General features: G+C 71.1%; 19 protein-coding genes. 8 read left to right on the plus strand and 11 right to left on the minus strand.

The features are described from left to right. The first annotated feature begins 453 nt into the window (after nucleotides 1-453). Nucleotides 454-1,026: a SigE family RNA polymerase sigma factor gene (locus tag LWF15_RS26415; protein WP_232813638.1), complete on the plus strand. Its 573-nt coding sequence runs from the start codon at nucleotides 454-456 to the stop codon at nucleotides 1,024-1,026. Here the strand turns inward: LWF15_RS26415 and LWF15_RS26420 are convergent. From LWF15_RS26420 to LWF15_RS26440, 5 genes are all read right to left on the minus strand, one after another. Beyond that, nucleotides 1,018-1,383, minus strand: coding sequence for a DUF952 domain-containing protein (locus LWF15_RS26420; RefSeq protein ID WP_232813639.1), 366 nt, complete (start codon nucleotides 1,381-1,383; stop codon nucleotides 1,018-1,020). The two genes, LWF15_RS26415 and LWF15_RS26420, sit on opposite strands and share 9 nt — an antisense overlap. After that, entirely contained in the window at nucleotides 1,380-2,732 is a 1,353-nt protein-coding gene (locus LWF15_RS26425) for an AI-2E family transporter (protein ID WP_232813640.1), read from the minus strand. The genes LWF15_RS26420 and LWF15_RS26425 overlap by 4 nt, the downstream gene beginning before the upstream one ends. 116 nt (nucleotides 2,733-2,848) lie before the next feature. Continuing rightward, nucleotides 2,849-4,111: a coiled-coil domain-containing protein gene (locus LWF15_RS26430; protein ID WP_232813641.1), complete on the minus strand. Its 1,263-nt coding sequence runs from the start codon at nucleotides 4,109-4,111 to the stop codon at nucleotides 2,849-2,851. A gap of 361 nt (nucleotides 4,112-4,472) precedes the next feature. Further along, the gene (gene mce / locus LWF15_RS26435) at nucleotides 4,473-4,922 is read right to left on the minus strand and encodes a methylmalonyl-CoA epimerase (protein ID WP_232813642.1); all 450 of its coding nucleotides are present in this window, start codon (nucleotides 4,920-4,922) and stop codon (nucleotides 4,473-4,475) included. A 71-nt stretch (nucleotides 4,923-4,993) separates the two neighbouring features. Next, nucleotides 4,994-5,815: an Fpg/Nei family DNA glycosylase gene (locus LWF15_RS26440; protein WP_332879933.1), complete on the minus strand. Its 822-nt coding sequence runs from the start codon at nucleotides 5,813-5,815 to the stop codon at nucleotides 4,994-4,996. Nucleotides 5,816-6,043: 228 nt separating this feature from the next. Here LWF15_RS26440 and LWF15_RS26445 point away from each other — a divergent pair, with 228 nt between their 5' ends. Continuing rightward, nucleotides 6,044-7,192: an acetyl-CoA C-acetyltransferase gene (locus tag LWF15_RS26445; RefSeq protein WP_352396632.1), complete on the plus strand. Its 1,149-nt coding sequence runs from the start codon at nucleotides 6,044-6,046 to the stop codon at nucleotides 7,190-7,192. A gap of 80 nt (nucleotides 7,193-7,272) precedes the next feature. Here LWF15_RS26445 and LWF15_RS26450 read toward each other — a convergent pair whose 3' ends face one another. Further along, complete coding sequence (locus tag LWF15_RS26450; protein ID WP_232813645.1) at nucleotides 7,273-8,070, minus strand: hypothetical protein; 798 nt, start codon at nucleotides 8,068-8,070, stop codon at nucleotides 7,273-7,275. A 214-nt stretch (nucleotides 8,071-8,284) separates the two neighbouring features. Between LWF15_RS26450 and LWF15_RS26455 the strand changes: the two genes are divergently transcribed. The 5 genes from LWF15_RS26455 (at nucleotide 8,285) to LWF15_RS26475 (ending at nucleotide 15,507) form a co-directional block, all read left to right on the plus strand. Further along, nucleotides 8,285-8,638, plus strand: a complete 354-nt coding sequence (locus LWF15_RS26455) for a thiamine-binding protein (protein ID WP_232813646.1) — start codon at nucleotides 8,285-8,287, stop codon at nucleotides 8,636-8,638. Nucleotides 8,639-11,401: 2,763 nt separating this feature from the next. Continuing rightward, the gene (locus LWF15_RS26460) at nucleotides 11,402-11,992 is read left to right on the plus strand and encodes a hypothetical protein (RefSeq protein ID WP_232813647.1); all 591 of its coding nucleotides are present in this window, start codon (nucleotides 11,402-11,404) and stop codon (nucleotides 11,990-11,992) included. Further along, entirely contained in the window at nucleotides 11,989-12,978 is a 990-nt protein-coding gene (locus tag LWF15_RS26465; RefSeq protein ID WP_232813648.1) for a hypothetical protein, read from the plus strand. The genes LWF15_RS26460 and LWF15_RS26465 overlap by 4 nt, the downstream gene beginning before the upstream one ends. A 37-nt stretch (nucleotides 12,979-13,015) precedes the next feature. Then, nucleotides 13,016-13,984 carry a tetratricopeptide repeat protein gene (locus LWF15_RS26470; protein WP_232813649.1) on the plus strand — a complete coding sequence of 323 codons (969 nt, stop codon included), beginning with the start codon at nucleotides 13,016-13,018 and terminating at the stop codon, nucleotides 13,982-13,984. Between the two features lie 296 nt (nucleotides 13,985-14,280). Then, nucleotides 14,281-15,507 carry a 2-dehydropantoate 2-reductase N-terminal domain-containing protein gene (locus LWF15_RS26475; RefSeq protein WP_232813650.1) on the plus strand — a complete coding sequence of 409 codons (1,227 nt, stop codon included), beginning with the start codon at nucleotides 14,281-14,283 and terminating at the stop codon, nucleotides 15,505-15,507. A gap of 51 nt (nucleotides 15,508-15,558) precedes the next feature. Here LWF15_RS26475 and LWF15_RS26480 read toward each other — a convergent pair whose 3' ends face one another. Together LWF15_RS26480 and glgB are read right to left on the minus strand one after the other, a co-directional pair. Continuing rightward, entirely contained in the window at nucleotides 15,559-17,529 is a 1,971-nt protein-coding gene (locus tag LWF15_RS26480) for a M13 family metallopeptidase (protein ID WP_232813651.1), read from the minus strand. A 46-nt stretch (nucleotides 17,530-17,575) separates the two neighbouring features. Continuing rightward, nucleotides 17,576-19,945 (minus strand): 1,4-alpha-glucan branching protein GlgB, encoded by a 2,370-nt coding sequence (glgB, locus tag LWF15_RS26485; RefSeq protein ID WP_232813652.1) that lies wholly within the window; start codon nucleotides 19,943-19,945, stop codon nucleotides 17,576-17,578. 233 nt (nucleotides 19,946-20,178) lie between these two features. Here glgB and LWF15_RS26490 point away from each other — a divergent pair, with 233 nt between their 5' ends. After that, entirely contained in the window at nucleotides 20,179-20,799 is a 621-nt protein-coding gene (locus LWF15_RS26490; RefSeq protein WP_232813653.1) for an arsenate reductase/protein-tyrosine-phosphatase family protein, read from the plus strand. Here the strand turns inward: LWF15_RS26490 and LWF15_RS26495 are convergent. The 3 genes from LWF15_RS26495 to LWF15_RS26505 all read right to left on the minus strand — a co-directional run bounded on the left by LWF15_RS26495 (nucleotide 20,784) and on the right by LWF15_RS26505 (nucleotide 23,996). Beyond that, nucleotides 20,784-21,092, minus strand: a complete 309-nt coding sequence (locus tag LWF15_RS26495; protein WP_232813654.1) for a hypothetical protein — start codon at nucleotides 21,090-21,092, stop codon at nucleotides 20,784-20,786. The genes LWF15_RS26490 and LWF15_RS26495 overlap by 16 nt on opposite strands. A 194-nt stretch (nucleotides 21,093-21,286) precedes the next feature. Further along, the gene (locus tag LWF15_RS26500; protein ID WP_232813655.1) at nucleotides 21,287-23,593 is read right to left on the minus strand and encodes a polysaccharide biosynthesis tyrosine autokinase; all 2,307 of its coding nucleotides are present in this window, start codon (nucleotides 23,591-23,593) and stop codon (nucleotides 21,287-21,289) included. Between the two features lie 166 nt (nucleotides 23,594-23,759). Further along, entirely contained in the window at nucleotides 23,760-23,996 is a 237-nt protein-coding gene (locus LWF15_RS26505) for a hypothetical protein (RefSeq protein WP_232813656.1), read from the minus strand. Between the last annotated feature and the right edge of the window lie 8 nt (nucleotides 23,997-24,004).

The following is a 24,004-nucleotide window of genomic DNA, read 5'->3' on the forward strand; positions in this document are numbered from 1 at the left end:
CATACCGGCATGTTTTATACAGGTTCTTTCGCGCGGACTGAACAATGGCGAACAATTTTGTGACGAGAGACGTGTTCTGACGTGGGTAACCGTCGGTGGACGGTCGGTGAGGAGGGTTCTGACCGGACGTGGTGGGGTGATCACGGTAGGGACCGATCGGGCGCCGAAGATGTCCGGGATGTATCAGCTCCGGGTCCCCGGACTCTGTAGAGGTGAGCCGGACGAGCCCGGCTCCGGGGTGTGACGGCTTCACCGACAACTGGTCACTCACTGTTATTCGTGCCCGATAAGTGCCGAACGAATCCCTGTTTGAGACCAGCTCTGTACACAGACTGTCGTCCGATCCGGTTAGGCTGGCGCCCGATTGTGCGGGACGCGGCGTGTGGGAGCCGGTCCCTGGGGGGCGCCGGCGTCGGGCCGGTCATCGGTGAGATCTGCGAGGGGAATGTGGTCGTGCAGCAGCCTGTCGACGCTTCGGCAGACGATGCCGGCCTCGGCCCTGCCGCCGGCCCGGTGGTCGAGCACGCGATGCCCGCGCCGCTGGTCTTCGAGGAGTTCGTGGCCACCCGCGGGCCCGCCCTGGTGCGCCTGGCCCGCGGTCTGCTGCGCGACCCCTACCTGGCCGAGGACGTGGTGCAGGACGTGCTGGGCCGGGCCCTGCTGCAGTGGTCCCGGGTGAGCGCCGCGCACGACGTGGACGCCTACGTGCGCCGCATGGTGGTCAACGCCTGCACCTCGTGGTTCCGGCGGGCCGCCCGGCGCGAGCGGGCCACCGACTCGGTGCTGGTGCTGGACACCCCCTCGGCCGACGGCGCCCAGAACCGGGCCGAGCGCGACCAGCTGATCGCCCTGCTCCGCCGGCTCCCGGCCAAGCAGCGGGCGGTGCTGGTGCTGCGGCACTACGAGGGGCTGCCCGACAGCGAGATCGCCGTGCTGCTGAAGTGTTCCGAGGTCACGGTGCGCAGCAACGCGCACCGCGGCCTGGCGAAGCTGCGGGACATGCTGTCCGAGGTGCCCTCAGTCTAGGAAGCCGCTCACGTCGGGCAGTTCCGGCCCGGTGAACTCCAGCACGGCCACCACCGCAGAGACCGGGATCGGGCCGTAGAAGTGCGGGAAGGGCCGTTCGGCGCCGGGCACCTCGTCCCACTGCATCGGCGTGCCCTGCTGGGCGCACAGTTCCTGGTCGACCACCAGCAGGCGCAGCTGCTCGGTGGGCAGGTCGCCGTAGAAGGTCTTCAGCACCCCCTCGGCCTGGGCCGGGGTGGAGCAGTGGATGAACCCCTCCTGCGCCAGCGTGACGCCCCGGGTGGAGATCTCGTAGCGGCCTGCGGTCCGGGCCTGGGCCCAGTCCTCGGCCAGGGCGATGTGCAGTACGCGGGTCATGCTCTCTCCTGACGCGGGATGACGACTTCCTGGATGATCAGCAGGATCGCAGCGGCGATCGGGATGGCGATCAGCGCCCCGAGGACCCCCAGCAGCGCCCCGCCGCCGAACGCCGCGATCAGCGCCACGGCCCCGGGTACGGCCACCGTGCGGGACATGATCCGCGGGGCGATCAGATAGTTCTCCACCTGCTGGTAGATCAGGTAGTAGACGCCGACGACGATCGCCACCTGCAGCGACTGGAACAGCCCGACGATGATCACGATGACCGCCCCGATCGTGGCGCCGACCAGGGGGATCAGGCCGAGGAGGCCGACCACGAAGGCCAGCACCGCGGCGTAGGGGATGCCCAGCACGGTCATCATCACGAAGCTGGCGACCGCGTTGATCGTGGCCACCGCCACCTGCCCGGCCACGTAACCGCCGATCCGCCGCAGGATCTCGTCACCCAGCCGGCGCACCCGGTCGCGGCGCGAGCGCGGCACCAGCCGGTAGCCGGCCTCGGCGATCGAGTTCAGCGAGGCCAGGAAGTACAGCGTCAGGATCAGCACGGTGAAGGTGCTGGCCAGACCGGACAGCACGGCCCGGCCGGCGCCGAGCACCCCGCCGAACACCTGCATCACGGTGTCGCCGCTGCTGGCCCGGTCGCGGATCTGCTGGCTCAGGTTGTCGATCACGCCGTACTCGGCGTTCAGCTCGTTGATCCAGGGGGTCTTGGTCAGGTTGTCGATCTGGTCCGGCGCCGAGTCGATCAGCTCGGTGGCCTGGTCGACCATGTCCGGGATGACGATCGCGGCGAAGCCGCCGAACAGGCTCAGCACGGCGATGCAGACGATGCCCACCGACGAGTTCCGGCTCAGCCCGCGCCGCTGCAGGAAGCGCACCAGCGGGTCCAGGCCGACGGCCAGGAACACGGCGATCACCACCAGGGTGATGGTCTGCGACAGGTCGGTGACGATCTTCATCAGCTGCCAGGCCAGCAGACCGCCGATGGTGGCCACGAAACCGAAGTAGAACGGCCCGTTCCGGTTGATCGGCGGTCCGGGGCGGCCGTAGCGCGGGTTGCCCTGGGTGCGCCGGCGGTACTCGGCCTTGCTCTCTCCCCGGGACGGCCGTCCCCCGGCCGGGCGGGTCTGCGGTGCGTTCACCCCCGAACGCTTGACCGGCTCGACCTTGACCGGTTCAGCGTTGGCCAGCTCGGCGTTGTCCGGCGCGGTGTTGGCCGGTTCGGTGTCGACCGGCTCGCCGGCCGGGTGCTGCGGGGTGGGACCGGCCACCGGTGCGGGCTCCGAAGCCGGGGGCTCGGCCCCGAGGGTGGACTTCTCTTCGGGCTCCGGCTGCTCTGGCACCGCGAGGTCTCCGTTCCGTGGACTGCGGGCGTGATCTTGATGGGCCCGAGCATTCTCACCCAAACGCGGAAACGCCGCCCGGTACTGGACCGGGCGGCGTTTCGGTGAGTGATCTTCTACCGCTTGGAGCCCGCCGGAGCCGCGTCCGGCAGCACGATCGTGCGCTGCTCGCCGTCCTGGCCCTGCTCACCGGCCGGCTCGTCCTGCGGGTTGTGCGAGGCGGCCTGGGCCACCTTGTCCAGCGCGCCGGCGTTCATCGGCATGGTGTTGCCCAGCAGCGCCCGCAGCTGGTCGAGGTGACCGGTGATGCTGTCGCGCTGACGGATCAGCTCGTCGACCTGACGCTGCGCGGCCCGGCGGTTGCGGTCGGCCTCGCCCTTGGCCTCGGACAGCACCTTGTCGGCGTGCGCCCGGGCCTCGGCCATCACCTGGTCGGCGTTGCGCCGGGCGTTGCCGACCAGCGTCTTGGCGTGCTCGTCGGCGTCGCGCCGGACCGCCTCGGCCTGGGCCACGGCCTTCCCGGCCCGGGTCTCGGCGGCCGCCGCCCGCTGCTCGGCCTCGGCCACCAGCTGGGTGGCCTGGGCCACGGCCTGCTCGTGCCGCTCGGCGTCGAGCCGCTCCGCCTCCTCGCGGCGGGCGGCCAGCTTGACCTCCAGGTCGGTGCTCATCTGCTCGGCCCGGTCGCGGGCCTGCTCCAGGGTCGCCGTGGCGGCCGCGCGCATCTCCTCGGACTCGCGCTTGGCGGTGGAGCGCAGCTCCTCGGCGTCGCGCTTGGCGTGCCCGCGGGCCTCGTCGGTCTCCCGCTTGGTGGCCGCCCGCAGTTCGGTGACCTCCCGCTCGGCGGTGGCCCGCAGCCGGGCCAGCTCACGGTCGACCGTGGTGCGCTTCTCCGAGGTCTCGTGCTCGGTGACCGACTTCAGCTTCGACGCCTCGCGCTCGGCGACGGCCAGCATCTCGTCGGACTTGCGGGTCGCCGTGGCGACGATGTCCTCGGCCTCGCTGCCGGCCGTGCGGCGCAGCTCGGCGGTCTCCCGCTGGGCGGTGGCGGTGGTCTCGGCGGCCTCGTTCTGGGCGGCCGTGCGGTGCTGGGCGGCCTCCACCCGGGCCTGGGCCACGGTCTCCTCGGCCTCCTTGGTGGCCGCCGCGATCACGTCGCTGGCCTGCTCCTCGGCCAGCCGCAGCAGCTGCTCGATGCGCGAGCCCAGACCGCTGTACGAGGGCCGCTCCACCTCCCGCAGCTGACGGTGGGCCTCGGCCACCTCGCCGGAGAGTTTCAGCGCCCGGGTGTCGAGCTCCTCGACGCGGGCTCTGGCATCACGCAGGGAGGACTCCAGGGAGGCAATGCGTTCCTCCACCTGCGCGCGGTCGAAACCACGCATGACGATCTGGAATCCATGGGGGCTCTGTTCGCCGGCCACTACTCAGTCCTCCCTGACGGCCCGCCGCCCGGGCCTAGACGTTCCTGAACCTCGAGTTTGCTGGTGTGCCCGCCCGCCCGCGCTTCGCCGCACCGCGAACGCCGAGTCATCACCCGGTGTCAGGCAGGGTACTCCGACCGTGCCTTTGCCGAAGATGGCCGCAAGCGTCGTCGCCGCCTTGGTCGATGGAGTCGAGGGCGTGGTCCGCGAAGAGTGATCCTACGGTGTGTTTCAAGGTCATCCACGGAAAGCGATCGCCGTGACCGGATCTTGACGCGGCCGTAACCGCGGCCGTGACCGCGGCCCACTGCAGGCCTACTGCTCAGTGACCAGCAGCGGGCTCGACCAGCTCGACCAGCACGCCGCCGGCACTCTTCGGATGGATGAAGTTGACCCGGCTGTTCGCCGTGCCCCGCTTCGGCTCGTCGTACAGCAGGCGGGCACCGCGGCGGCGCAGCGTCGCGCAGACCTCGTCGAGATCCTGCACCCGGTAGGCGATCTGCTGCAGGCCCGGGCCGGAACGCCCGATGAACTTCGCGATCGTCGAAGTCTCGTCCAACGGGGCGAGAAGCTGCACGCAGACGCCGGAATCGCCGACGGCCATCATCGCCTCGGCCACCCCCTGCTCCTCGTTGACCTCGCGGTGCGTCTCGCGCATCCCGAGCACGTCGCGGTAGTAGGCGACGGCGGCGTCGAGGTCCGGCACCGCGACCCCGACGTGGTCGATGGTGGTGAAGAGCTGCCCGGCGATGGGGGTGGTCACCTCGGTCATACGGCCAGCGTAGGCGTGCTGTTCCGGATCCGGAGGGGGAGTGCGGTGAGCTGTGCCACCGGGCCTGCCGTTCACTCCGGCTGGCACTTCGGGCACCAGAACAGATTGCGCGCCACCATCGCCTCCGTGGCCACCGGGGTGCCGCAGGTGCGGCAGGGTTCGCCGGCCCGCCGGTAGACGTAGTGCGAGTCTTCGCGCCGGACGGTCGAGGCGGTGCGCCGACCGCGGGGGCGGTCTTCCGGCCGGGTGGTCACGATCTTGCCGCTGCGTACCCCGGCGCGCATGAGCACCTGCAGGTCGGCCCACAGTTCCCGCCACTGCTCGGGGGTGACGTCGTGACCCGGGCGGTGCGGATCGATGCCGTGCCGGAACAGGATCTCGGCCCGGTAGACGTTGCCGATCCCGGCCACCACCGCCTGGTCCATCAGCAGCGCGCCGATCGGCGTGCGCGACCTGGCGATCCGGGCCAGCGGCTGGTCCGGATCGACTCGTCGCCGAAGCGGATCGGCACCCAGGCGGCCGATGACCTGCTGCCGCGCCACCTCGTCCAAAAGCTCGCAGGCGGTAGCCCCACGCAGGTCGGCCCACCCCTGCTCGCTCTCCAGCCGTAACCGCAGTTGGCCCCAGGGGGCCGGCGCCGGCCCCCTGCCGTGTGGGAACTTGCCGTAGAGGCCGAGATGGACGTGCAGCCAGACCTTCGGCCGTTCGCCGGCCGGGGCCACCTGCGCGAAAAGGTGCTTACCCCAGGCGTCGGTGCTGGTAACCGTGCTGCCGTCGAGCATCGCGACCCCGACCGCGAACTTGTCCTGCAGAGCGCTGGCGCGCACGACGGAGCCGGTGAAGAGCTCGTCCAGATCACGGGCGAGCCGGTGGATGGTGTGACCTTCGGGCAGGGTGTTCTCCGGTGGGTGAAGCCGGCTGCTGAGTGCAGTGCCGGTGCATTCGTGGAAGCGCTTGCAGGTCTTTCAACCGGTCGGCGACAGCGGTGGATTCCCTTCCGGCCCGCGGTTGTTAAGTTGGGGACGCAGCCCCGGTTTGTGGGAGTCGAGTCGAGCGAGGATGCCGTGACCGACCAGAACGTACGCCCGACGTCCGTCATTGTTGCGGGGGCCCGTACCCCCATGGGCCGGTTGCTGGGGTCGCTGCGCGACTTCGCGGCGCCGGAGCTCGGGGCCGTGGCGATCCGTGGTGCGCTGGAGAAGGCCCACGTCGACCCGGCCGCGGTCGACTACGTGATCATGGGGCAGGTGCTGCAGGCCGGGGTCGGCCAGGGCCCCGCCCGGATCGCCGCGGCCAAGGCCGGCATCCCGATGACGGTGCCGGCGATCACGATCAACAAGCTGTGCCTTTCCGGGCTGAACGCAATCGCCACCGCCGACGCACTGATCCGCGCCGGCGAGGTCGAGATCGTGGTGGCCGGCGGGATGGAGTCGATGACGCGGGCCCCGCACCTGCTGGTCGGCAGCCGCGAGGGCTTCAAGTACGGCGACGTGCTGATGAAGGACCACATGGACCTGGACGGTCTGTACGACGCCTGGACGGATCAGGCGATGGGGGCCCTGACCGAGGCGGCCAACGTCGACGACCGGGCGTTCAGCCGCGCCGAGATGGACGCGTTCGCGGTGGCCTCGCACCAGAAGGCGGCGCTGGCGGCCAAGAACGGCGTGTTCGACGACGAGATCGTTCCGGTGTCGATCCCGCAGCGCAAGGGTGACCCGCTGGTCTTCGCCACCGACGAGGGGGTGCGCCCGGACACGTCGCTGGAGCAGCTCGCGCGCCTGCGCCCGGCGTTCCGCAAAGACGGCACGATCACCGCGGGCTCGGCCTCGCCGATCTCCGACGGGGCGGCCGCGGTGGTGGTGATGTCCCGGGCCAAGGCCGAGGAACTGGGCCTGACCTGGATCGCCGAGATCGGGGCGCACGGCCAGGTCGCCGGGCCCGACTCCTCGCTGCAGTCGCAGCCGGCCAACGCCATCCGTAAGGCGCTGGCCCGGGAGGGGCTCGAGGTGTCCGACCTGGATCTGGTGGAGATCAACGAGGCCTTTGCGGCGGTCGGCCTGGCCTCCACCAAGGAGCTGGGAATCGCCCCCGAGAAGGTGAACGTGAACGGGGGAGCGATCGCCACGGGGCATCCGATCGGGATGTCAGGGGCGCGGGTGGTGCTTCACCTCGCTCTGGAGCTGAAGCGCCGAGGTGGAGGAATCGGGGCGGCGGCCCTTTGCGGCGGGGGCGGCCAGGGTGACGCGCTGATTCTGCGGGTGGCTCCGTAGCGCTCGCGGGCGGGGGTTGCGCAGTTTGGTTTGAGGACGTATGTGGGCCTGCTGGGAGGGCTGGTCCGGGTCGGCTCGGGTCAGCTCGGGTCGCGGAGGATCAGGACCGACTGCACGGCGGTGACCGCGGTGCCCACGATGCACAGCACGATGCCGATCCCGGGTGACCAGTGCACCGTCTGCGTACCCGGGAAGACGCCGCCGTGGAACGTGGCCGTCGTCTCGATGCCGCTGGTGAGCCCCAGCACGGTGAAGATCAGGTAGGCGCAGAACCCGAGCAGGGCCAGAACCAGCAGGCTCAGGCAGGCCGCGGTGCGCAGCCCGGCCCGGCGGGTGAGCACGACCAGGGCGGTGAGCGCCGCACCGAAGAGGAAGGACAACGCCAGCGCGCCCGTAGGGATCTGCCAGGTGCGCAGGAACGAGGGCTCTTCGTAGCTGACGAACGGGATGACCGAGCCCAGCGCCACGGCCAGCGTGGCCACCAGCGCAACCACCTGGCTGCGCTGGAATCCCCGGACCGGCGACCGGTTCGGCCAGATACTCGGGTCACCGGTCAGGCTCGGGAAGAAGGGCTGGCCGGCCTGCGTGGACGGGACCTGCGGGCCGGGCGGTGGCTGGTGGTGTGCTTCTTGGGGTTCTGCGGTGTGCCCCGGGACCGGTGTCCAGGTGTGCGGCGGCTCCGGGGTGGACCAGTAGATGGCCGGCGTCCCGGACTCCGCCGGCTTCTCCGGGGGGTTGGCCGGTGTCTCTTCGGGCACCCAGAAGGTCCAGCCCTCGGGAGCCGCCGGCCACTGCGGATCGGGCTGCCAGTCTTCCGGTGGCTCCCAGCCCTCGGGCGGCGGCGGCCAGCCCGGCGCGGGATTGAATCGAAGTGCCATCCGAAGCCTCTGCCCCTCAGTGGCTATTGCTCGGCCATTGCGCGGTCATCGATCGGCCGTCGACCAGCCGTTGCCCAAAGCCTAGCCACGCCGCCCGCGGGGCCGGCTTGACGACTGCGCACCAGGTGCGGCGGGCGTCACAACGCCGCAGCTCAGGCCGTGGTTGTTATGGACGCGAAATATTTGCCCGGCAACTGCGGCTAGGGTGGAGGGCGTGTTGTTCGCGTTCTCGGTCGCGCCCAATGGGGCCGGCGAATCAGTGTCCGCGGCGGTGGCCGACGCAGTTGCCGTCGTGCGCGCCTCCGGTCTGCCCAACCGCACCGACTCCATGTTCACCACGATCGAGGGTGAGTGGGACGAGTGCATGGACGTGATCAAACGCGCCTGCGAAGCCGTGGGCAAGCACGGCAACCGGGTCTCCCTGGTGCTCAAGGCCGACATCCGCCCGGGCTACACGGGTGAGATGAGCGCCAAGATCGACCGGCTCGAGGCCGCCCTCGGCGAGCGCGCAGACTCCCAAGGCCAGGACGGCCCGGTCACCGGCGAGGCGCCGGTGGCCACCGACTGATCCGGAGCGCCCATGTCAGACAGCCACACCAATCCTTCCGGCCTGCCCCGATCCGCCCGCCCGGGCGGCCCCGGAACCGCGCCCGAGGGCACCGAAGAACTCTCGGTGCACCACAGCCCGGGCGAGCCGGACACACAGCCCAGCGCCCCCGCCTCGGGGGAGGCGAGCCCCGAACGCAGCGGCGCCTTCCGCCGCCCCGCCACTCCGAGCGATCTGGGTCCCACCACCGGGGCCGTCTGGCGGATGTCGCTGGAACAGCGCCAGGCCCGCGAGATCGCCCTCCCCGACACCGAGGCCGCCCGCCGCGCGGCGCAGGAGACGCCTTCCCCCGAGCTCCCCGCTCAAGAAGCGGGTCGCAGCGCAGCCGACAGCCCCGCAGCAGTTACCCAGACCGGTGACAGCTCCGCAGTTGGCCACAAGACCGCAGCCGTTCCGGCCGAAAACAGCCCCATCGCCGATGCTCCGCAGCCGGCCACAGGCGACGCGGAACCCAAGAGACGCCACCTCATCCCCGGCGTCCCCAGCCTGCCGAACCTCCCCCACCTCCCCGTTGTCTCCCACCTGCCCGGCCTCTTCGGCCGCCTGGGCCGGGGAGGCAAGGCTGAGCAGGCCAAGGAAGCCGACGGCGGGCCCACTTCGACCACCGGCAGCGACCAGGCCGCGGCAGCACCCGAGACCAACCGCAAGCCGGAAGAACCCGGACCCCGCCCGCCCCAGGTTGCGCCAGCGTCCGGTCCCGTAACCGACCTGCCCCAGCGCCCAACCCCGCCCCCAACCTCGGCCCTGACCGGCCTCCAGCCCACCGCCGCATCACCCGCCGCAACGCCAGGACCTGCCTCGGCTCCGACACCGGCCGTAGAGCCGAGCCTCATCTCGGGCCCGGGTGGGAGTGCCACCCCGGCCACGCCACCTGCCGTGGCGTCGGCCCCTCCCATGGCGTCAGGACCTGCCTCGGCTCCGGCACCCGCCGCTGAGCCGAGTGTCACCTCGGGTCCGGGTGGGAGTGCCACCCCGGGCACACGTCCTGTCGTGGCTTCGGCACCCACCTCGCCGTCGACTCCCGCCGGGGAGCCGAGTGTCACCTCGGGCAGGGGCGGGAGTGCTAGCCCGGTCACATCACCTGCCGTTGCGTCGGGACCTGTTGTGGCTCCGGCACCCACCTCGGCGTCCACCTCCACCGGGGAGCCGAGTGCCACCTCGGTCCCGGGCGGGAGTGCTAGCCCGACCACGTCACCTACCGCAGCGGCGACACCCACCTCAGGCCCGGGCGGGACTACTGCCCCAGTTATTGGTGGAAGGACCGCACCGACTCCGGGTGAGCCTTCCACCTCGGCACCGGGCGAAAACCGGCCCCCATCCACACCACCTTCAGCGGGGCCGAGTGTCACCTCGGCTCCGGGTCGACGTGCCACCTCGTCCCTGGACGGGGAGACTTCCTCGGCTCCGGCGGGGGATGTTTCCCCGGCTTGGGGTGGAGGTGTTACTCCGGCTTCGAGTGGGAGTGCAGCCCCCGGCGCGGCCCCGTTCTCGTCCTCGGGTGAGGGCGCGGCCTCGTTCTCGGGCAGGGATGGTGCCTCGGGCTCAGGTGAGAGCGTCGCTCCGGTTGGGGACAGGGTCCCTGGCGCGCCCCCTGCTCCGGCCCCGAGTGAGAGTGCTGACCCGGCTCTGAATGCGGGTCGGCCCGCTTCCACCCCACCTTCTTTCGCATCGAGTCCCGTCTCGGCTCTGGGGAGAAATGCGGCCTCGTCCTCGGCTGAGGGCTTGGCCTCGGCTTCGGAGAGGGACGTGACCTCGTCGGCGGGTGCCTCGGCACCAAGCCGAAGCGCCGGCCAGTCCTCTGGCGGGAGTGCCGACGCGGCTGCCAGCGCGGATGAGGCGTCCGGGCCGGCAACTGGGCCGACCTCGACCGCGGGCTCGGTCGCCGGTCCGAGTGCTGGTCCGACGCCGGGTAAGCGTGCTGGTTCGGCTCCCGGCGCTGAGGTGGATTCCTCGCCAGCGACTGGGCCGACTTCGACTGTGGGCCCGGCCGCCGGTGAGAGCGCTGGTTCGGCCTCTGGTGCGCATGCTGGCTCCTCCCTCGGCGGGAACACAGGCTCGGCCCCGAGTCAGCGCGCTGGCTTGGCTTCGAGCGCCGAGGTGGCGTCTGCTCCAGAAACCGGGCCGACCTCGACTGCGAAATCCGCCGCCGGTCCGAGTGCTAGCTCGGTCGAGGCACCCCCGGTCCCAGAGCGAGCAGAGCGAGCGACTGCACCAGACGGTCTGGCCCTGGGCCGCACACCGGCCCCCGACTCAGCGTCGGTGGTGGCGGTCAGCGGAACCGGCTCTGCTCCGGACACGGCGCCTCGGGGTTTGCCGAAGGTCGGCGCACAGGGTGGGGAGGAGGCCGGGCTGGGGCAGGCTGTGGGCGGTTCGCTCGCGAGCTCGGCTGGTCCGGAGGCTCTGCCGAAGCCGGCGGAGCCTGCTGCAGGGGCGAGCGCTGGTGGGAAGGCGCCGGTCCCGGCGCAGCCGGTGTTCGCGTCCCGTCGCGAGCGCAAGCTTTACGAGACCGGGCAGATCAGTCTTCCCCGGCCCGCAGCCACGCCGAAAACCTCTACGGCGACGGCCCCGGGCGGTCTGCCGGTGGCCGGGGAGGACAGGCCGGGCAGTCGGACGACCTCCGCGAACCCCGCCACCGACTCGGCTGCGTCGACAGCGTTGGCCAGCACAAACGTCCAAAAGCAAAAACTCGGACTGGTTGCGCGCATTCTTGCCGCCCTGATCGTTGTGGCGGGTGGTGTCGTTCTCGCCGTCGGCGGGCTCAAGGCCACGGTCTGGGCCCCCAGCGATGTGGTCGTGGGCACGCTCGGTACGCATGGTCAGAAGTTCGTCACCACCGAGGTCGGCGCGCTCGCCCTGGCCGGGCCGCGGCTGCAGGTGCAGGTGTCGGGGGCCGCCGGGGATCCGGTGTTCGTCGGGATCGGGCGCGCTTCGGACGTGGACGCCTACCTGGGCGAGAGCGCGACCGACCGGATCACCGGGCTCGACCGGGAGACCGGCACGCTGATCACCACCACCTCCGGCCGCGACCAGGCCGAGGTGCTCGACCCGGCCAGCGCGGACGTCTGGGCGGTGAGTGCGCTCGGTCCGGGGTCGGCGAAGCTGAGCTGGCCCGACACCAGTTCCGGGCAGTGGCGACTGGTGATCGCCACCGACGGCTCCCGGCCCGCCCCCGAGAACGTCACCCTGACCTGGTCGGGCCAGGAACCCGAGAACTCCGCCCCGGCCTGGATCGCGGTGGGCGTCGTCCTTCTGGTCGCCGGGCTGGTCGGCTCGGCCGTGCTCTGGTCGCGGGCGCGGGGAAGGAGGGCGTCGTGATCCGGCGCCGGACCGCCCTCGGTCTTCTGCTCACCCCGCTCGTGGTGGCCGGTTGCGGGCAGGAGCCGCTGGTGGTGAGTGCGCCGGCGGCTGACACCCAGGTGTATCCGGTGGTCGAGGCCGGGCAGGCGAAGGCGATCCTCGACGCGGTGGACTCCGCGGTTGCGGCCGGGGTGAGCGCCAAGGACACCGAAGAGACCGCCGATGCCCGGCTGACCGGCCCCTACCTGCAGATCCGGCTGGCCCAGGCCCGGGTCGCCGACGAGCTCGGCAAGAAGCTCGGCGCCGCGGCCGAGGTGACCCGCGAGGCGCTGATCGTGCCGCGCAATGCCGCCTGGCCGCGGTTCTTCCTGGCCGTCGGGCGCAGCGAGCAGGCTTCCACATACCTTGTACGCGTGCTGCGTTCGGACTCGGCCCGCGACCCGTACGGCCTGTGGGCCGAGACGATGATGCTGCCGGGGGCCAGCCTGCCCGAGACGGCGCAGGACGGCTCGGTGCTCGCCGCCGACACGGACGACCTGTTGCTCTCGCCCGAGGAAGCGATCGACGGCTTCGCCGGTTACCTCAACGGCAAGGGCAAGGGGAAGGGCGCCGAGAACTTCCGCCGCAGCGAGTACAGCGACCAGTTGCTGCAGCAGCTGGCCGCCGACGAGGAGGGCCTGGAGCAGGTGGCGACGGTGAGCAGCAGGCACACCGCCGCCGACGAGGCCCCGATGGTGATGCGCACCGACGACGGTGGTGCGCTGGTCGTCGGGCAGCTGCGCCAGACCTACACGGTCAAGGTCAAGCCGGACTCGGGCAAGGTCAAGGTCAAGGACGCCGACCTGGCCGCGCTCGCCGGGGAGAAGGACGAACTGCAGTTCGCCGAGTCCTTCACCCGTTCTGCGGTGGAGGTTGTGGTGCTGCACGTACCGGCCAAGGATTCGAAGGAACGGATCCGGGTCGTCGCCGCGGAGAAGGGCGACGTCAAGGCCGTGGTGAAGTAGTGACTCATATGTCGGGGCAAGGAGAAAGGAACCCTCGATGACGAACCAGCCGGGGATGCGCGCGGGCGCGGGCAGGCCTTCGCTCAACCTGCGCGGTGCAGTGGATCTCGGGGCGCTGGCCGCCCGGCCCGCGCCCTCGGGCGCCGGTGGCGGCGCCTCGAACGGCCCGGCGGCGACGCCGGGCTCCTTCGTCATCGACACGACGGACGCGAGTTTCGCGACCGACGTCATCCAGCAGTCGCAGACCGTCCCGGTCGTCCTGGACTTCTGGGCGACCTGGTGCGGTCCGTGCAAGCAGCTCTCGCCGGTGCTGGAGTCGCTGGCCGCGGAGTACGGCGGCCGGATCCTGCTGGCGAAGATCGACGTGGACGCCAACCCGCAGATCGCGCAGGCCTTCCAGGTGCAGTCCATCCCGAGCGTGTTCGCGGTGCTCAAGGGCCAGCCGATCCCGCTGTTCCAGGGGGCGCAGCCGGAGCCGCAGGTACGCGCGGTGCTCGACGAGCTGATGCGGGTGGCCGAGGCGAACGGGGTCACCGGGCGGCTGGCCGCCGAGCCGGCCGGCGAGGGCGAGGAGGAGCCGGAGGAGGAGGCGCTGCCGCCTTTGCACCAGGCCGCCTACGACGCGATCGAGCGGGACGACCTGGACGCCGCGATCGCGGCCTACCAGCAGGCCCTGAAGGAGAACCCGGCCGACGACGAGGCCAAGCTCGGCCTGGCCCAGGTGCAGCTGATGCAGCGCACCAGCGGGGTGGACCTGAACCAGGCGCGGGCGACCGCCGCCGAGAACCCGGCCGATCCGCAGGCCCAGATCGTGGTGGCCGACCTGGACGTGCTCGGCGGGCACATCGAGGACGCCTTCGCCCGGCTGATCGACACCGTCCGGGTCACCTCGGGAGACGACCGGGACGCGGTGCGCGTGCACCTGGTCGAGCTGTTCGAGGTGGTGGGCAAGGACGACCCGCGGGTCGGCAAGGCCCGCATCGCGCTGGCGAACGCGCTGTTCTGATCGGCTTTTCTCCAACAGTGGACGGTGTCGGGCCCCTTCGCGGGGACCGGCACCGTCTCTGGTTGGTCACCGGTCGGTCACCGATGTCCGCCCATCCTGCGGAATGTCTGGCGAGCGGGCGACCGAGCGACCCTCCGTTCGCCGGATTCTGGCCGATGTCGGGCCTGCGCACCGGGCCATCACGCCTGCGCCGAGGTTAGATGACGACATCCCGTGACTCCATGTCATCGGGCGATAACAGTAAGTCGTTATCGTTGTCATGCTCACCGGGTTCGGCCCGGGCCTGGAGGGGTCGTATGTCGCGCATCTTCATCGTGGGGTCCGGCACGGTGGGCGCCGCGACCGGTCGGGCCCTGGGGCACGCCGGCCACCGGGTCACGTTCGTCGACATCGACCCGCGCCGGGTGGCCGTCCTGGTGAACGAGGGCCTCGACGCCCGGCGCGACCTGGACCTGGCCGGGGAGCCGGAGTCGTTCATCTTCCTCTGCACACCCACCCGGGTGGAGGCCGGCCGGCACCACCTGGCCGACGTGGCCTCCGGGGCGGAGCTGATCGGCCGGGCGATGGCCCGGGCCGACACTCCGCACACCGTGGTGGTGCGCTCCACGGTTCCTCCGGGCACCACCCGCGACCTGGTGCGCCCGCTGGTCGAGCTGCACTCCGGCCGCCGCGAGGGCACCGGGTTCAGCATCGCCGCCAGCCCGCACTTCGACTCCCGGGCCGGGAACGGCCGCACCGGGCGGCACGCGCTGGAGACGGTGCGCCCGCCCCTGACCGTGATCGGCGCCGACAGCGAGCGGGTGGTCAACGCCGTGCGGGACGTGCTGAACCCGATCGTCCCGCCGGGCGGGCAGATGCGCCTGCTCGAGGACCCGGCCGAGGCTGAGATGGTGAAGTGCGCGCACAGTCTGTTCAACGCCACGAAGATCAGTTTCTGGAACGAGATCTGGCGGGTCTGCGACCGGCTCGGCCTGGACCCGGACGAGGTGGCGAGCATGGTGGCGACCTCGGCCGAGGGATCGCTCAACCCGGAGTACGGGATCTGGGGCGGAGCCCCCTACAGCGGTCACCAGCTGCCCAGCGACACCCGCGGTTTCCTGGGCTTCGCCGAGGAACTCGGCCTGCCGATGCCGTTGCTCAGCGCGGTGGTCGGCGTGAACTCGGGTTTCGAGCAACGTCTGGACGCCGAGATGGAGGCGCTGAGCATGCTGGCCAGCGGGCCGCACTACTACGCAACGGATTTCGGCGAGGACGAGGCGGGCTGCCAGAGCGAGTACCGCACCCGGCCGCAGCCCGCCCCGGAGAACCCGAGGCCGGCGATCCCGGAGGCCGACGACGTTCCGGGCCCAGAGACGTCCATGATTGACGAAACCCCGCAGCCGGTGGTCGAGACCGACGGCTCGGGGCGCAGCGGCCTGGTCGGGGGAGAGGTGCGCGACGTGCGCACCGACCCGGGCGCCAACCACCCCTCGCGCCGGCGCGGCGGGCGCCGGCCCTGGATCCCGCGCCAGCTCGGCCGGTGACATCCGAAAAGGGCCGATCACCAGAGGTGATCGGCCCTTTTCGGGAGCGAGCTACCAGATGTGCACGCGGGCGGTGGGTTCGAGCCAGAGCTCGTCACCCTCGCGCACCCCGAACGCCTCGTGGAACTCGTCGATGTTGCGCACGACGGCGTTGCAGCGGAACTCTTCGGGCGAGTGCGGGTCGAGCGTGAGCCGGCGGATCACCTCGGCGTCGCGGCCCTTGCTGCGCCAGCCCTGGGCCCAGGCGACGAAGAACCGCTGCCAGCCGGTCAGGCCGTCGAGCACCGGGGGCTCGGCCCCGTCGAGGGCGATCCGGTAGGCGGTGTGCGCGATCGAGAGTCCGCCCAGGTCACCGATGTTCTCGCCGACGGTGAGCGCGCCGTTGACGTGGTGACCCGGCGTCTGCCGGGGCTCGAGCACGTCGTACTGCTCGATCAGCGCCTTGGTGCGCTTCTCGAACTCGGTGCGGTCGGTGTCGGTCCACCAGTCGTTCAGATTGCCCGAGCCGTCGTACTTGGAGCCCTGGTCGTCGAACCCGTGGCCGATCTCGTGCCCGATCACCGCGCCGATCGCACCGTAATTGGCGGCGTCGTCGGCCTCGGCGTCGAAGAACGGCGGCTGCAGGATCGCGGCCGGGAAGACGATCTCGTTCATCAGCGGGTTGTAGTAGGCGTTGACCGTCTGCGGGGTCATGAACCACTCGTCGCGGTCGACCGGCTTGCCGAGTTTCTCGATCTCCCGGGCGATCTCGTAGTCACCGGCGCGGCGCACGTTGCCGACCAGGTCGCCGGGCCGGATCTCGAGGCTGGAGTAGTCGCGCCACTTGTCCGGGTAGCCGATCTTGGGGGTGAAGCTGTCCAGCTTCTGCAGGGCGCGCTCCTGCGTCTCGGCGCTCATCCAGTCGAGCTTGGTGATGCTCTGCCGGTAGGCCTCGACCAGGTTGGCCACCAGCTCGACCATCCGGGCCTTGGCCGTGGGGGAGAAGTGCGCCTCCACGTAGAGCTTGCCCACCGCCTCGCCGAGCGAGCCCTCGACCAGCCCGACGCCGCGCTTCCAGCGCTCGCGCAGCTGGGTGGCCCCGGTGAGGGTCCTGCCGTAGAAGTCGAAGTTCTCCTGCACCAGCTCGGCGTTCAGCAGGGTGGCCGAACCGTGCACGGTGCGCCAGGTGAGCCAGGTCTTCCAGTCGGCCAGCGGCACCTCGGTGAGGGCCTTGCCGAGCGCGGTGAAGAAGCTGGGCTGGCGCACGACGACCTCGGAGAAGGCGCTCTGCGGCACGTTCAGCGCGTCGATCCAGCTGGTCCAGTCGAACTCGGGGATGAGCTCTTCCAGGCCCTTGCGGTCGACCTTGTTGTACGTCTTGGTGGCGTCGCGGTTGGTCACCCGGTCCCAGTGCGAGCGGGACAGCCGGGTCTCCAGCGCCATGATCCGCTCGGCCGCGCCGGCCGCCCCGGCCTCGTCGGTGATCCCGGCCTTCACCAGCATGCGGGTGACGTGGCCGAGGAACGCGGTGCGGATCTCGGCGAACGTGTCCTCGCGGTAGTAGGACTCGTCGGGCAGGCTGAGCCCGCCCTGGGTGAGGTACATGACGTAGCGGTCGGAGGCCATCGCGTCGTTGTTGACGAAGTAGCCGAAGGGGGCGCCGCTGCCGGAGCGCTCCAGCACCCCGAACGCCCGGACCAGGCCGGCCAGGTCGGTGATCTCCTCGACCAGGGCCAGGTCGGTGGCGATGGGGGCGGTGCCCAGGCGCTCGATCGCGGCCTCGTCCATGAAGCTGGCGTACAGGTCGCCGACCTTCTGCGCCTCGCTGCCGGGCGCGGCGGAACCGGAGGCGCTCGCTGCGTCTTCCACGATCACCCGCAGCTGGGCCTCGGCCTCGTCGCGCAGCCGGTGGAAGGTGCCGTAGACCGACTTGTCCGGGGGGATCTCGGCTGTGTCCAGCCACTTCCCGTTCACGTGCCGGAACAGGTCGTCCTGAGGCCTGATCGAGGGGTTGAGCTGCTCGGTTTCGATACCGGACGTCATCGCCCGAGCGTATCGACCAACCCCCCGATCCGGACAGGACCCGGGTTCAGCCCTGCGCTGATTCGTCTTCCGCCGCGGCCTCGGACGTGATCGCGGGCGGGGTGAAGCCCGGACCGGACTCGTGGTGCACCTCGGGCGCGCTGCCGCTGGGCCAGCCACCCTCGGGGGTGGACTCCGGCACCAGCCAGACCGCGCCCAGCGGGGGCACCCGCAGCGTGATCGACGACGGCTGACCGTGCCAGGGCACCGGCACGGCGTCGACCGCACCCAGGTTGCCCACGCCGGAACCGCCGTAGTTCTCCGAGTCGGTGTTCAGGATCTCCAGCCAGCGCCCGCCCGAGGGCACCCCGAGGTGGTAGCCCTCCTGCGGCTGGGCGGAGAAGTTGACCACCGCCACCAGCGGGTTGCCGGCCGCGTCGCGGCGGATGAACGAGAACGTGTTGTGCTGGTTGTCGTTCGCGTCGATCCACTGGAAGCCGGACGGGTCGCTGTCGGCCTCCCAGAGCTCGGGCCGGTCCCGGTAGATCCGGTTCAGGTCACGCACCATCTGCTGCAGGCCGACGTGCCAGGGGGCGTCCTCCAGCCACCAGTCCAGGCTGCGCTCCTCGGACCACTCCCGCTCCATGCCCAGTTCCTGGCCCATGAACAGCAGTTGCTTGCCCGGGTGCGACCACATGAAGGCGAGGTAGGCGCGCACGTTGGCCAGCTGCTGCCAGCGGTCGCCGGGCATCTTGCCCAGCAGCGAGCCCTTGCCGTGCACGACCTCGTCGTGGCTGATCGGCAGCACGAAGTGCTCGCTGTACGCGTACATCAGCGAGAACGTCATCTGGTGGTGGTGGTACTGGCGGTGGACCGGGTCCTTGGACACGTAGCCCAGGGAGTCGTGCATCCACCCCATGTTCCACTTGTGGCCGAAGCCCAGGCCGCCCAGGTGGGTGGGCCGGGTGACGCCGGGCCAGGCGGTGGACTCCTCGGCGATCATCATCACGCCCGGGTGGTGCTTGTAGGCGGTGGCGTTGACCTCCTGCAGGAAGGCCACGGCCTCCAGGTTCTCCCGGCCGCCGTACTTGTTCGGCGTCCACTCACCGGCGTTGCGGGAGTAGTCGAGGTAGAGCATCGAGGCCACCGCGTCGACCCGCAGGCCGTCGACGTGGAACTCCTCGAGCCAGTACAGGGCGTTGGCGACCAGGAAGTTGCGCACCTCGGTGCGGCCGAAGTCGAAGATCAGCGTGCCCCACTCGGGGTGCTCGCCGCGGTGCGGGTCGGCGTGCTCGTACAGCGGCTGGCCGTCGAACCGGGCCAGGGCGAACTCGTCCTTCGGGAAGTGCGCGGGCACCCAGTCCATGATCACGCCGATCCCGGCCTGGTGCAGCCGGTCGACCAGGTGACGGAACTCGTCCGGGCTGCCGAACCGCGAGGTCGGCGCGTAGTAGCCGGTGACCTGGTAGCCCCAGGAACCACCGAACGGGTGCTCGGCCACCGGCAGGAACTCGACGTGGGTGAAGCCCAGGTCCTGCACGTAACCGACGAGCTGGTCGGCCAGTTCGAGGTACGAGAGGCCCTGCCGCCAGGAACCCAGGTGCACCTCGTAGGTGCTCTGCGGGCGGCTGAGCGCCTCGTGCTGCGCGCGCTCGGCCATCCACGCGGAGTCGTTCCACTCGTAGCCCGACTCGGTGACGATCGAGGCGGTCAGCGGCGGGATCTCGGTGGCGAAGGCCATCGGGTCGGCCTTCTGCCGCCAGTGGCCGTCCTGGCCGAGGATCTCGAACTTGTAGCGGGTGCCGGTGCCCAGGCCGGGGACGAACAGTTCCCAGATGCCCGAGCCGCCCAGGCTGCGCATCGAGTGACCGCGGCCGTCCCAGTTGTTGACGTCCGAAACCAGGCGCACCGCCTGGGCGTTCGGCGCCCAGACCGCGAAGGAGGTGCCCTCCACGTCGCCGATCAGGCCGGGGAAGCGGCGGGGGTGGGCGCCCAGGGCGCGCCAGAGTTCCTCGTGCCGGCCCTCGGCGATCAGGTGCAGGTCGATCTCGCCCAGGCTGGGCAGGAAACGGTACGGGTCGTCGAGGGTCTGTTCCTCGTCGTCGTAGCGCACCACGAGGCGGTAGTCGCCCACCGTCGCGCGCTCGAGCACGCCCACCCAGATGCCGTCCTGCTCGTGCGAGAGCGGGTGCCGTTCACCGTCTTCGGTGAGGACCGCGACCTCGGTGGCGAGCGGGCGCAGCGTGCGGACGGTGACCCGCCCGCCGTACGGGTGCGCGCCCAGCACCGAGTGCGGGTTGTAGTAGGCGCCGCCCGCAACCTTGGCCAGAACGTCGGAATCCACCGGTTTGACCGTGGACGTCACGACGATTTCGGCGCCGGCCAGCGCTTCGGTACTCGCTTCGACGGGGGTCTGCGAAGTCGGAGACTGTGCCATGTCGGGAAGTCTGGCACGCATCGGGCGAGGGGGCATGGCGCCTTGCCCACGGGCCCGCCGGGTGAGGTCGATCCCGGCGCGCAGATCCCCTACTTGGAGTAATCTCGTGCTCACCCTGCGCCTCACTGCCGTGGTCAGGGCCTTGCCGCCGGCGCCGAGCGGCTCGAGTTGATCAAGGTAACGATTCGGTGCGGCGGGCCGCGGCCGGTTCACCTCCGACGAAGGGTCGACGCATGGGTCCCCGGGTGCTGCTGGTCTGCACCGCCAACATCTGCCGCTCTCCCGGAGCCGAACGGCTGCTCGCCGGTCGCCTCGGCGAGGGGGTCGAGTTCTTCAGCCGAGGGACGCGGGCGGTCCCCGGAGCGGGGATCTGCGACTTCTCGGCCTCCTGGGTCGAGAGTCACGGCGGGGCCGGGGGTGCGCACGGGTCGCGACCGCTGGAGGTCGAGGACATCCGCGCCTCGACGGTGATCCTGACCGCCTCGCAGACCCAGCGCGGCCGGGTGATCGAGATGCGCCCGTCGGCCCAGGTGCGCACGTTCACGCTGTTGCACGCCGCCCGCACCGCGCAGTGGCTGGCGGCGGCCGGGCGCACCCCGCCTCGTAGTGCCGATCTGGCTGACCGGCTGCTGTGGCTGGTGGAGGAACTGGACGCCAACCGGGGGTCGGCGCCGCGGGACGAAGAGGACGACGACGAGCTGCCCGATCCGCACCGGGGCGGCCGGCACCCGCAGGTCTTCGGCCGGCTACAGGCGGCGGTGGAGGACTTCTGCGCACCCCTGCTGTTCCGGGGCCCGGCCCTGCGCCGGGACCGGGCCCGGCTGCGGCAGAAGCCTTCTCACGCCTGGCGCTGAGGCAGTACGCCCTCGCAGGCGGGGCACAGCTCACGGATGCTGCGGATCGGGCCGGAACGGCGCCAGTCGTTCCACTCCGCGGTGTAGACCGTGCCCGAGTCGTGGCAGGTGGCGCAGAACTCCGGCCCGCTCTGGTCGGACTCGTCGTCCCGGCGGTTGCGCAGCAGCAGGGCCAGGCCGGCGACCAGCAGCAGGGACGGCAACCAGAGCAGGGCGTAGTCGCCCAGCAGCAGGTTGGTCACGTACAGGACGGAGGCGACGAGCGCCAGAAGGGCCCCGAATACGGCGTTCATGTCGCTCCTTCCGGGAGTGTCCGCGTCGACATCTTCCGTTCATCCTAGGGGCGGCAAAGGGTGCGGGGAAGGGTGAATCCGGTTTGTCACGCAACGCTTCTCAGGCCGGGCTCAGCGGATCTCGCGAGCGTTCGGCCCATGGACGCGAGAACGCGGTGCGGCACTGAGTGCCACACCGCGTTCTGTCGAACAGTTCAGATAGAGCGCTTGGACCGGTGGTGACGGGGCACGCCGGTGGGCACGTGGGGCATCACCGACTGGGGCGGGATGAGCAGTTCACGCTCGTCCTCCAGCAGGTCCAGCTCCGGCGGTGTGTGCAGGTCGACCAGCAGCGGGGGGATCTCCTCGAACCCCTCCCGGCTGTCGTCCTGGGCCGCCGGTGCGGGTTCGGGTGCCGGCTCGAGAGTCGGCTCGGGTGCTGGTTCGGGTGCGAACCAGGAGGTCTGACTCCAGGCGGCCGGGTTCTCGACGGGCAGCGGGATGCCCTTGGGGGCGGTGTCCGGCGCCCGGTAGCCGGTCTCGGGCGGAAGTGGTTGCAGGCGAAGCTCTTCCGGAACCTCGCGGGCCGATCTGACTGCGGTGTCGTGGTGCACCTCCAGGCGGTCCGGCTTGCGCTGGGGGATCACCTGCGGCGCCGGACCTTCCGGCTCGGCCGTGCGCAGCACCTCCAGACCCTCGGCCCGGGAGACGACCGCCAGCCCGTCGGTGCCCGGAGTGGTCACCACCGGCAGTGGGCCGGTGGAGGACAGGCCGCCGAAGACCGAGATGCCCCCGGTCGAAGAGGCTTGCGGAGCGCGGCTTCCGGCGCTGGGGGAGTCGGCGATCGGAGCCCAGCCGTCAGAAGGGCTGGGGGCCCAGCCCATGTCCGGCGCCCACTGCTCCGAGGTGTTCACGAAACCGTTGGGCCCACCGGGGCGACCGGCCGGCACCCCGGTGCCCCCGGGCGTCCTCTGGTTCTCGGGACCCGACCCCGAACCACCCGGCTCGTCGGGACTTTCGGGCGAAACCGGCTCGAGCGGCAGGGAGGTTGCGCCGGCATCGGGCAGGACGATCCGCTCCGGAGCCGCGGCCACCTCGTCCTTGCCGCCACGCCGGGCCCGCCGGGAGGTGGTCTCGGGCTGCTGACCCGGAGCCGAAGCCGCGGGCGCCGACCCGTAACCGTAGCCCTGGTAACCGTTGCGGCCCTTCTTGCGCGGGGCGAAGTTCAGCACGGTACCGAGCATCCGGGCGCTCACCGCCTCGAGCGCCTTGAGCGCCCGCTCGGCCTCCTCGCGCCGACTGCGACCGTGCCGGATCACCAGGATCGCCCCGTCGGCGGCGGTGGCGATCAGTGCCGCATCGGTGACCGGCAGCAGCGGCGGGGCGTCGATGACCACCACGTCGTAGTGCTGGGCCAGCGTGTCCAGCAGGTGCCGCATCTGTTGCGAGCCCAGCAGTTCCGAGGGGTTGGGCGGGGTCGGCCCGGAGGGCAGGACGGCCAGCAGGTCGCGCTCGTAACCGACCACCACCTCACGCAGGTCGTGCTGACCGGCGAGCACGTTGGTCAGCCCGGCCGCGTTGCTGATGCCCAGGTACTTGCCCACGGCGGGCTTGCGCAGGTCACCCTCGATCAGGATCACCCGGGCGCCGCTCTGGGCCAGGGTCAGGGCGATGTTGCAGGCCGTGGTGGTCTTGCCCTCGTCGGGCAGGGCGGAGGTCACCGCGATCACCCGCGGCGGCCGGTCCACGTCGGCGAACTGCAGGTTGGTGCGCAGGGTGCGGAACGCCTCGGCCCGGCCGCCGAACGCGTCGGCGGTGACCAGGGGCTGCTTGGGCGCCGAGGCGTCGAACGGCACCACGCCCAGCGGCACCGAACCGGTCAGCTGCTCCACGTCGGAACTGCCGCGCAGGGTGGTGTTGAGCTGGTCGCGCAGCACCGCCGCGCCGACGCCGAGACCGAGACCGAGCAGCAGCCCGAGCGCGATGTTCAGCGGGACCCGGGGGGAGACCGGGGTCTGCGGCTCGACCGGCGGCCGGGTCACGGTGAGCTTGACCGAGGACGGTCTGCTCCCGCCGTTGGACTCCAGGTCGCCGACCACCTTCTGCAGGTGCTGGGTGGCCGAGCCGGCGATCGCCGCGGCCCGGGCCGGGTCCGCGTCGGTGACCGTGAGGTCGATCAGCACGGTGTCCAGCTGCGGGCTGGCCTCGATCTGGCCGGCCAGCACGGCCGCCGTGTACGGCAGCCGCAGGTCCCGCACCACCGGCTCGGTGACCGCGCTGCTGGTCGCCATGCTGGCGTAGGACTTGACCCGCTGCTGGCTGAACGTGCTGCTCTCGGACAGCTCGTTGAGCGTGTCGCCGCCGCCCGGGCCCTGCACCGAGACGAAGACCTGGGTCTGGGCCTGGTACATCGGCGTCTGCCGGCTGGTGTAGGCCGTGGCGGCGGCCACGCCGAGGACCGCCAGGGCCAGGACGATCAGCCAGTGCTGTCGCAGGACTTTCAGGTACTGGGTCAGGGTCATGTCTGGGTCACCGAATGCGCCGCCTTGTCATTGCACTCCTTCACCGGCCTGAGCGCCCTACCGTACCCATATTTGGCTACAGAGTGGTGTTGAACGATTGCTCTGGGTCACGTGATTCGGGTGCAGTCAAGCAGGTCCCGCTGGATCCGCCCAGTCGGCCGGACGGCTACCGAACAGTCAGGGGAACGTCGCGGCCGGTCTGGGCCACTTCGTCGCACCAGCTGAGCACGTCGGCCACGACCTCCTCGTCGAGTCGGCGGCGCCCGGCCTCGACCTCGGCCAGGACATGGCTGCGCAGCGCCCTGGCGTCGCGCCGGCGACGGGCGGCCCGGCTCAGCCGGCCGGTGGCGATGTAGCCGCCGGCGAGCACGGCGACGAACCCGGACAGGATCAGCTCCTCCATGACCACAG

Source organism: Kineosporia rhizophila, from assembly GCF_021277265.1.
GTDB classification, from domain to species: Bacteria; Actinomycetota; Actinomycetes; order Actinomycetales; family Kineosporiaceae; genus Kineosporia; species Kineosporia rhizophila.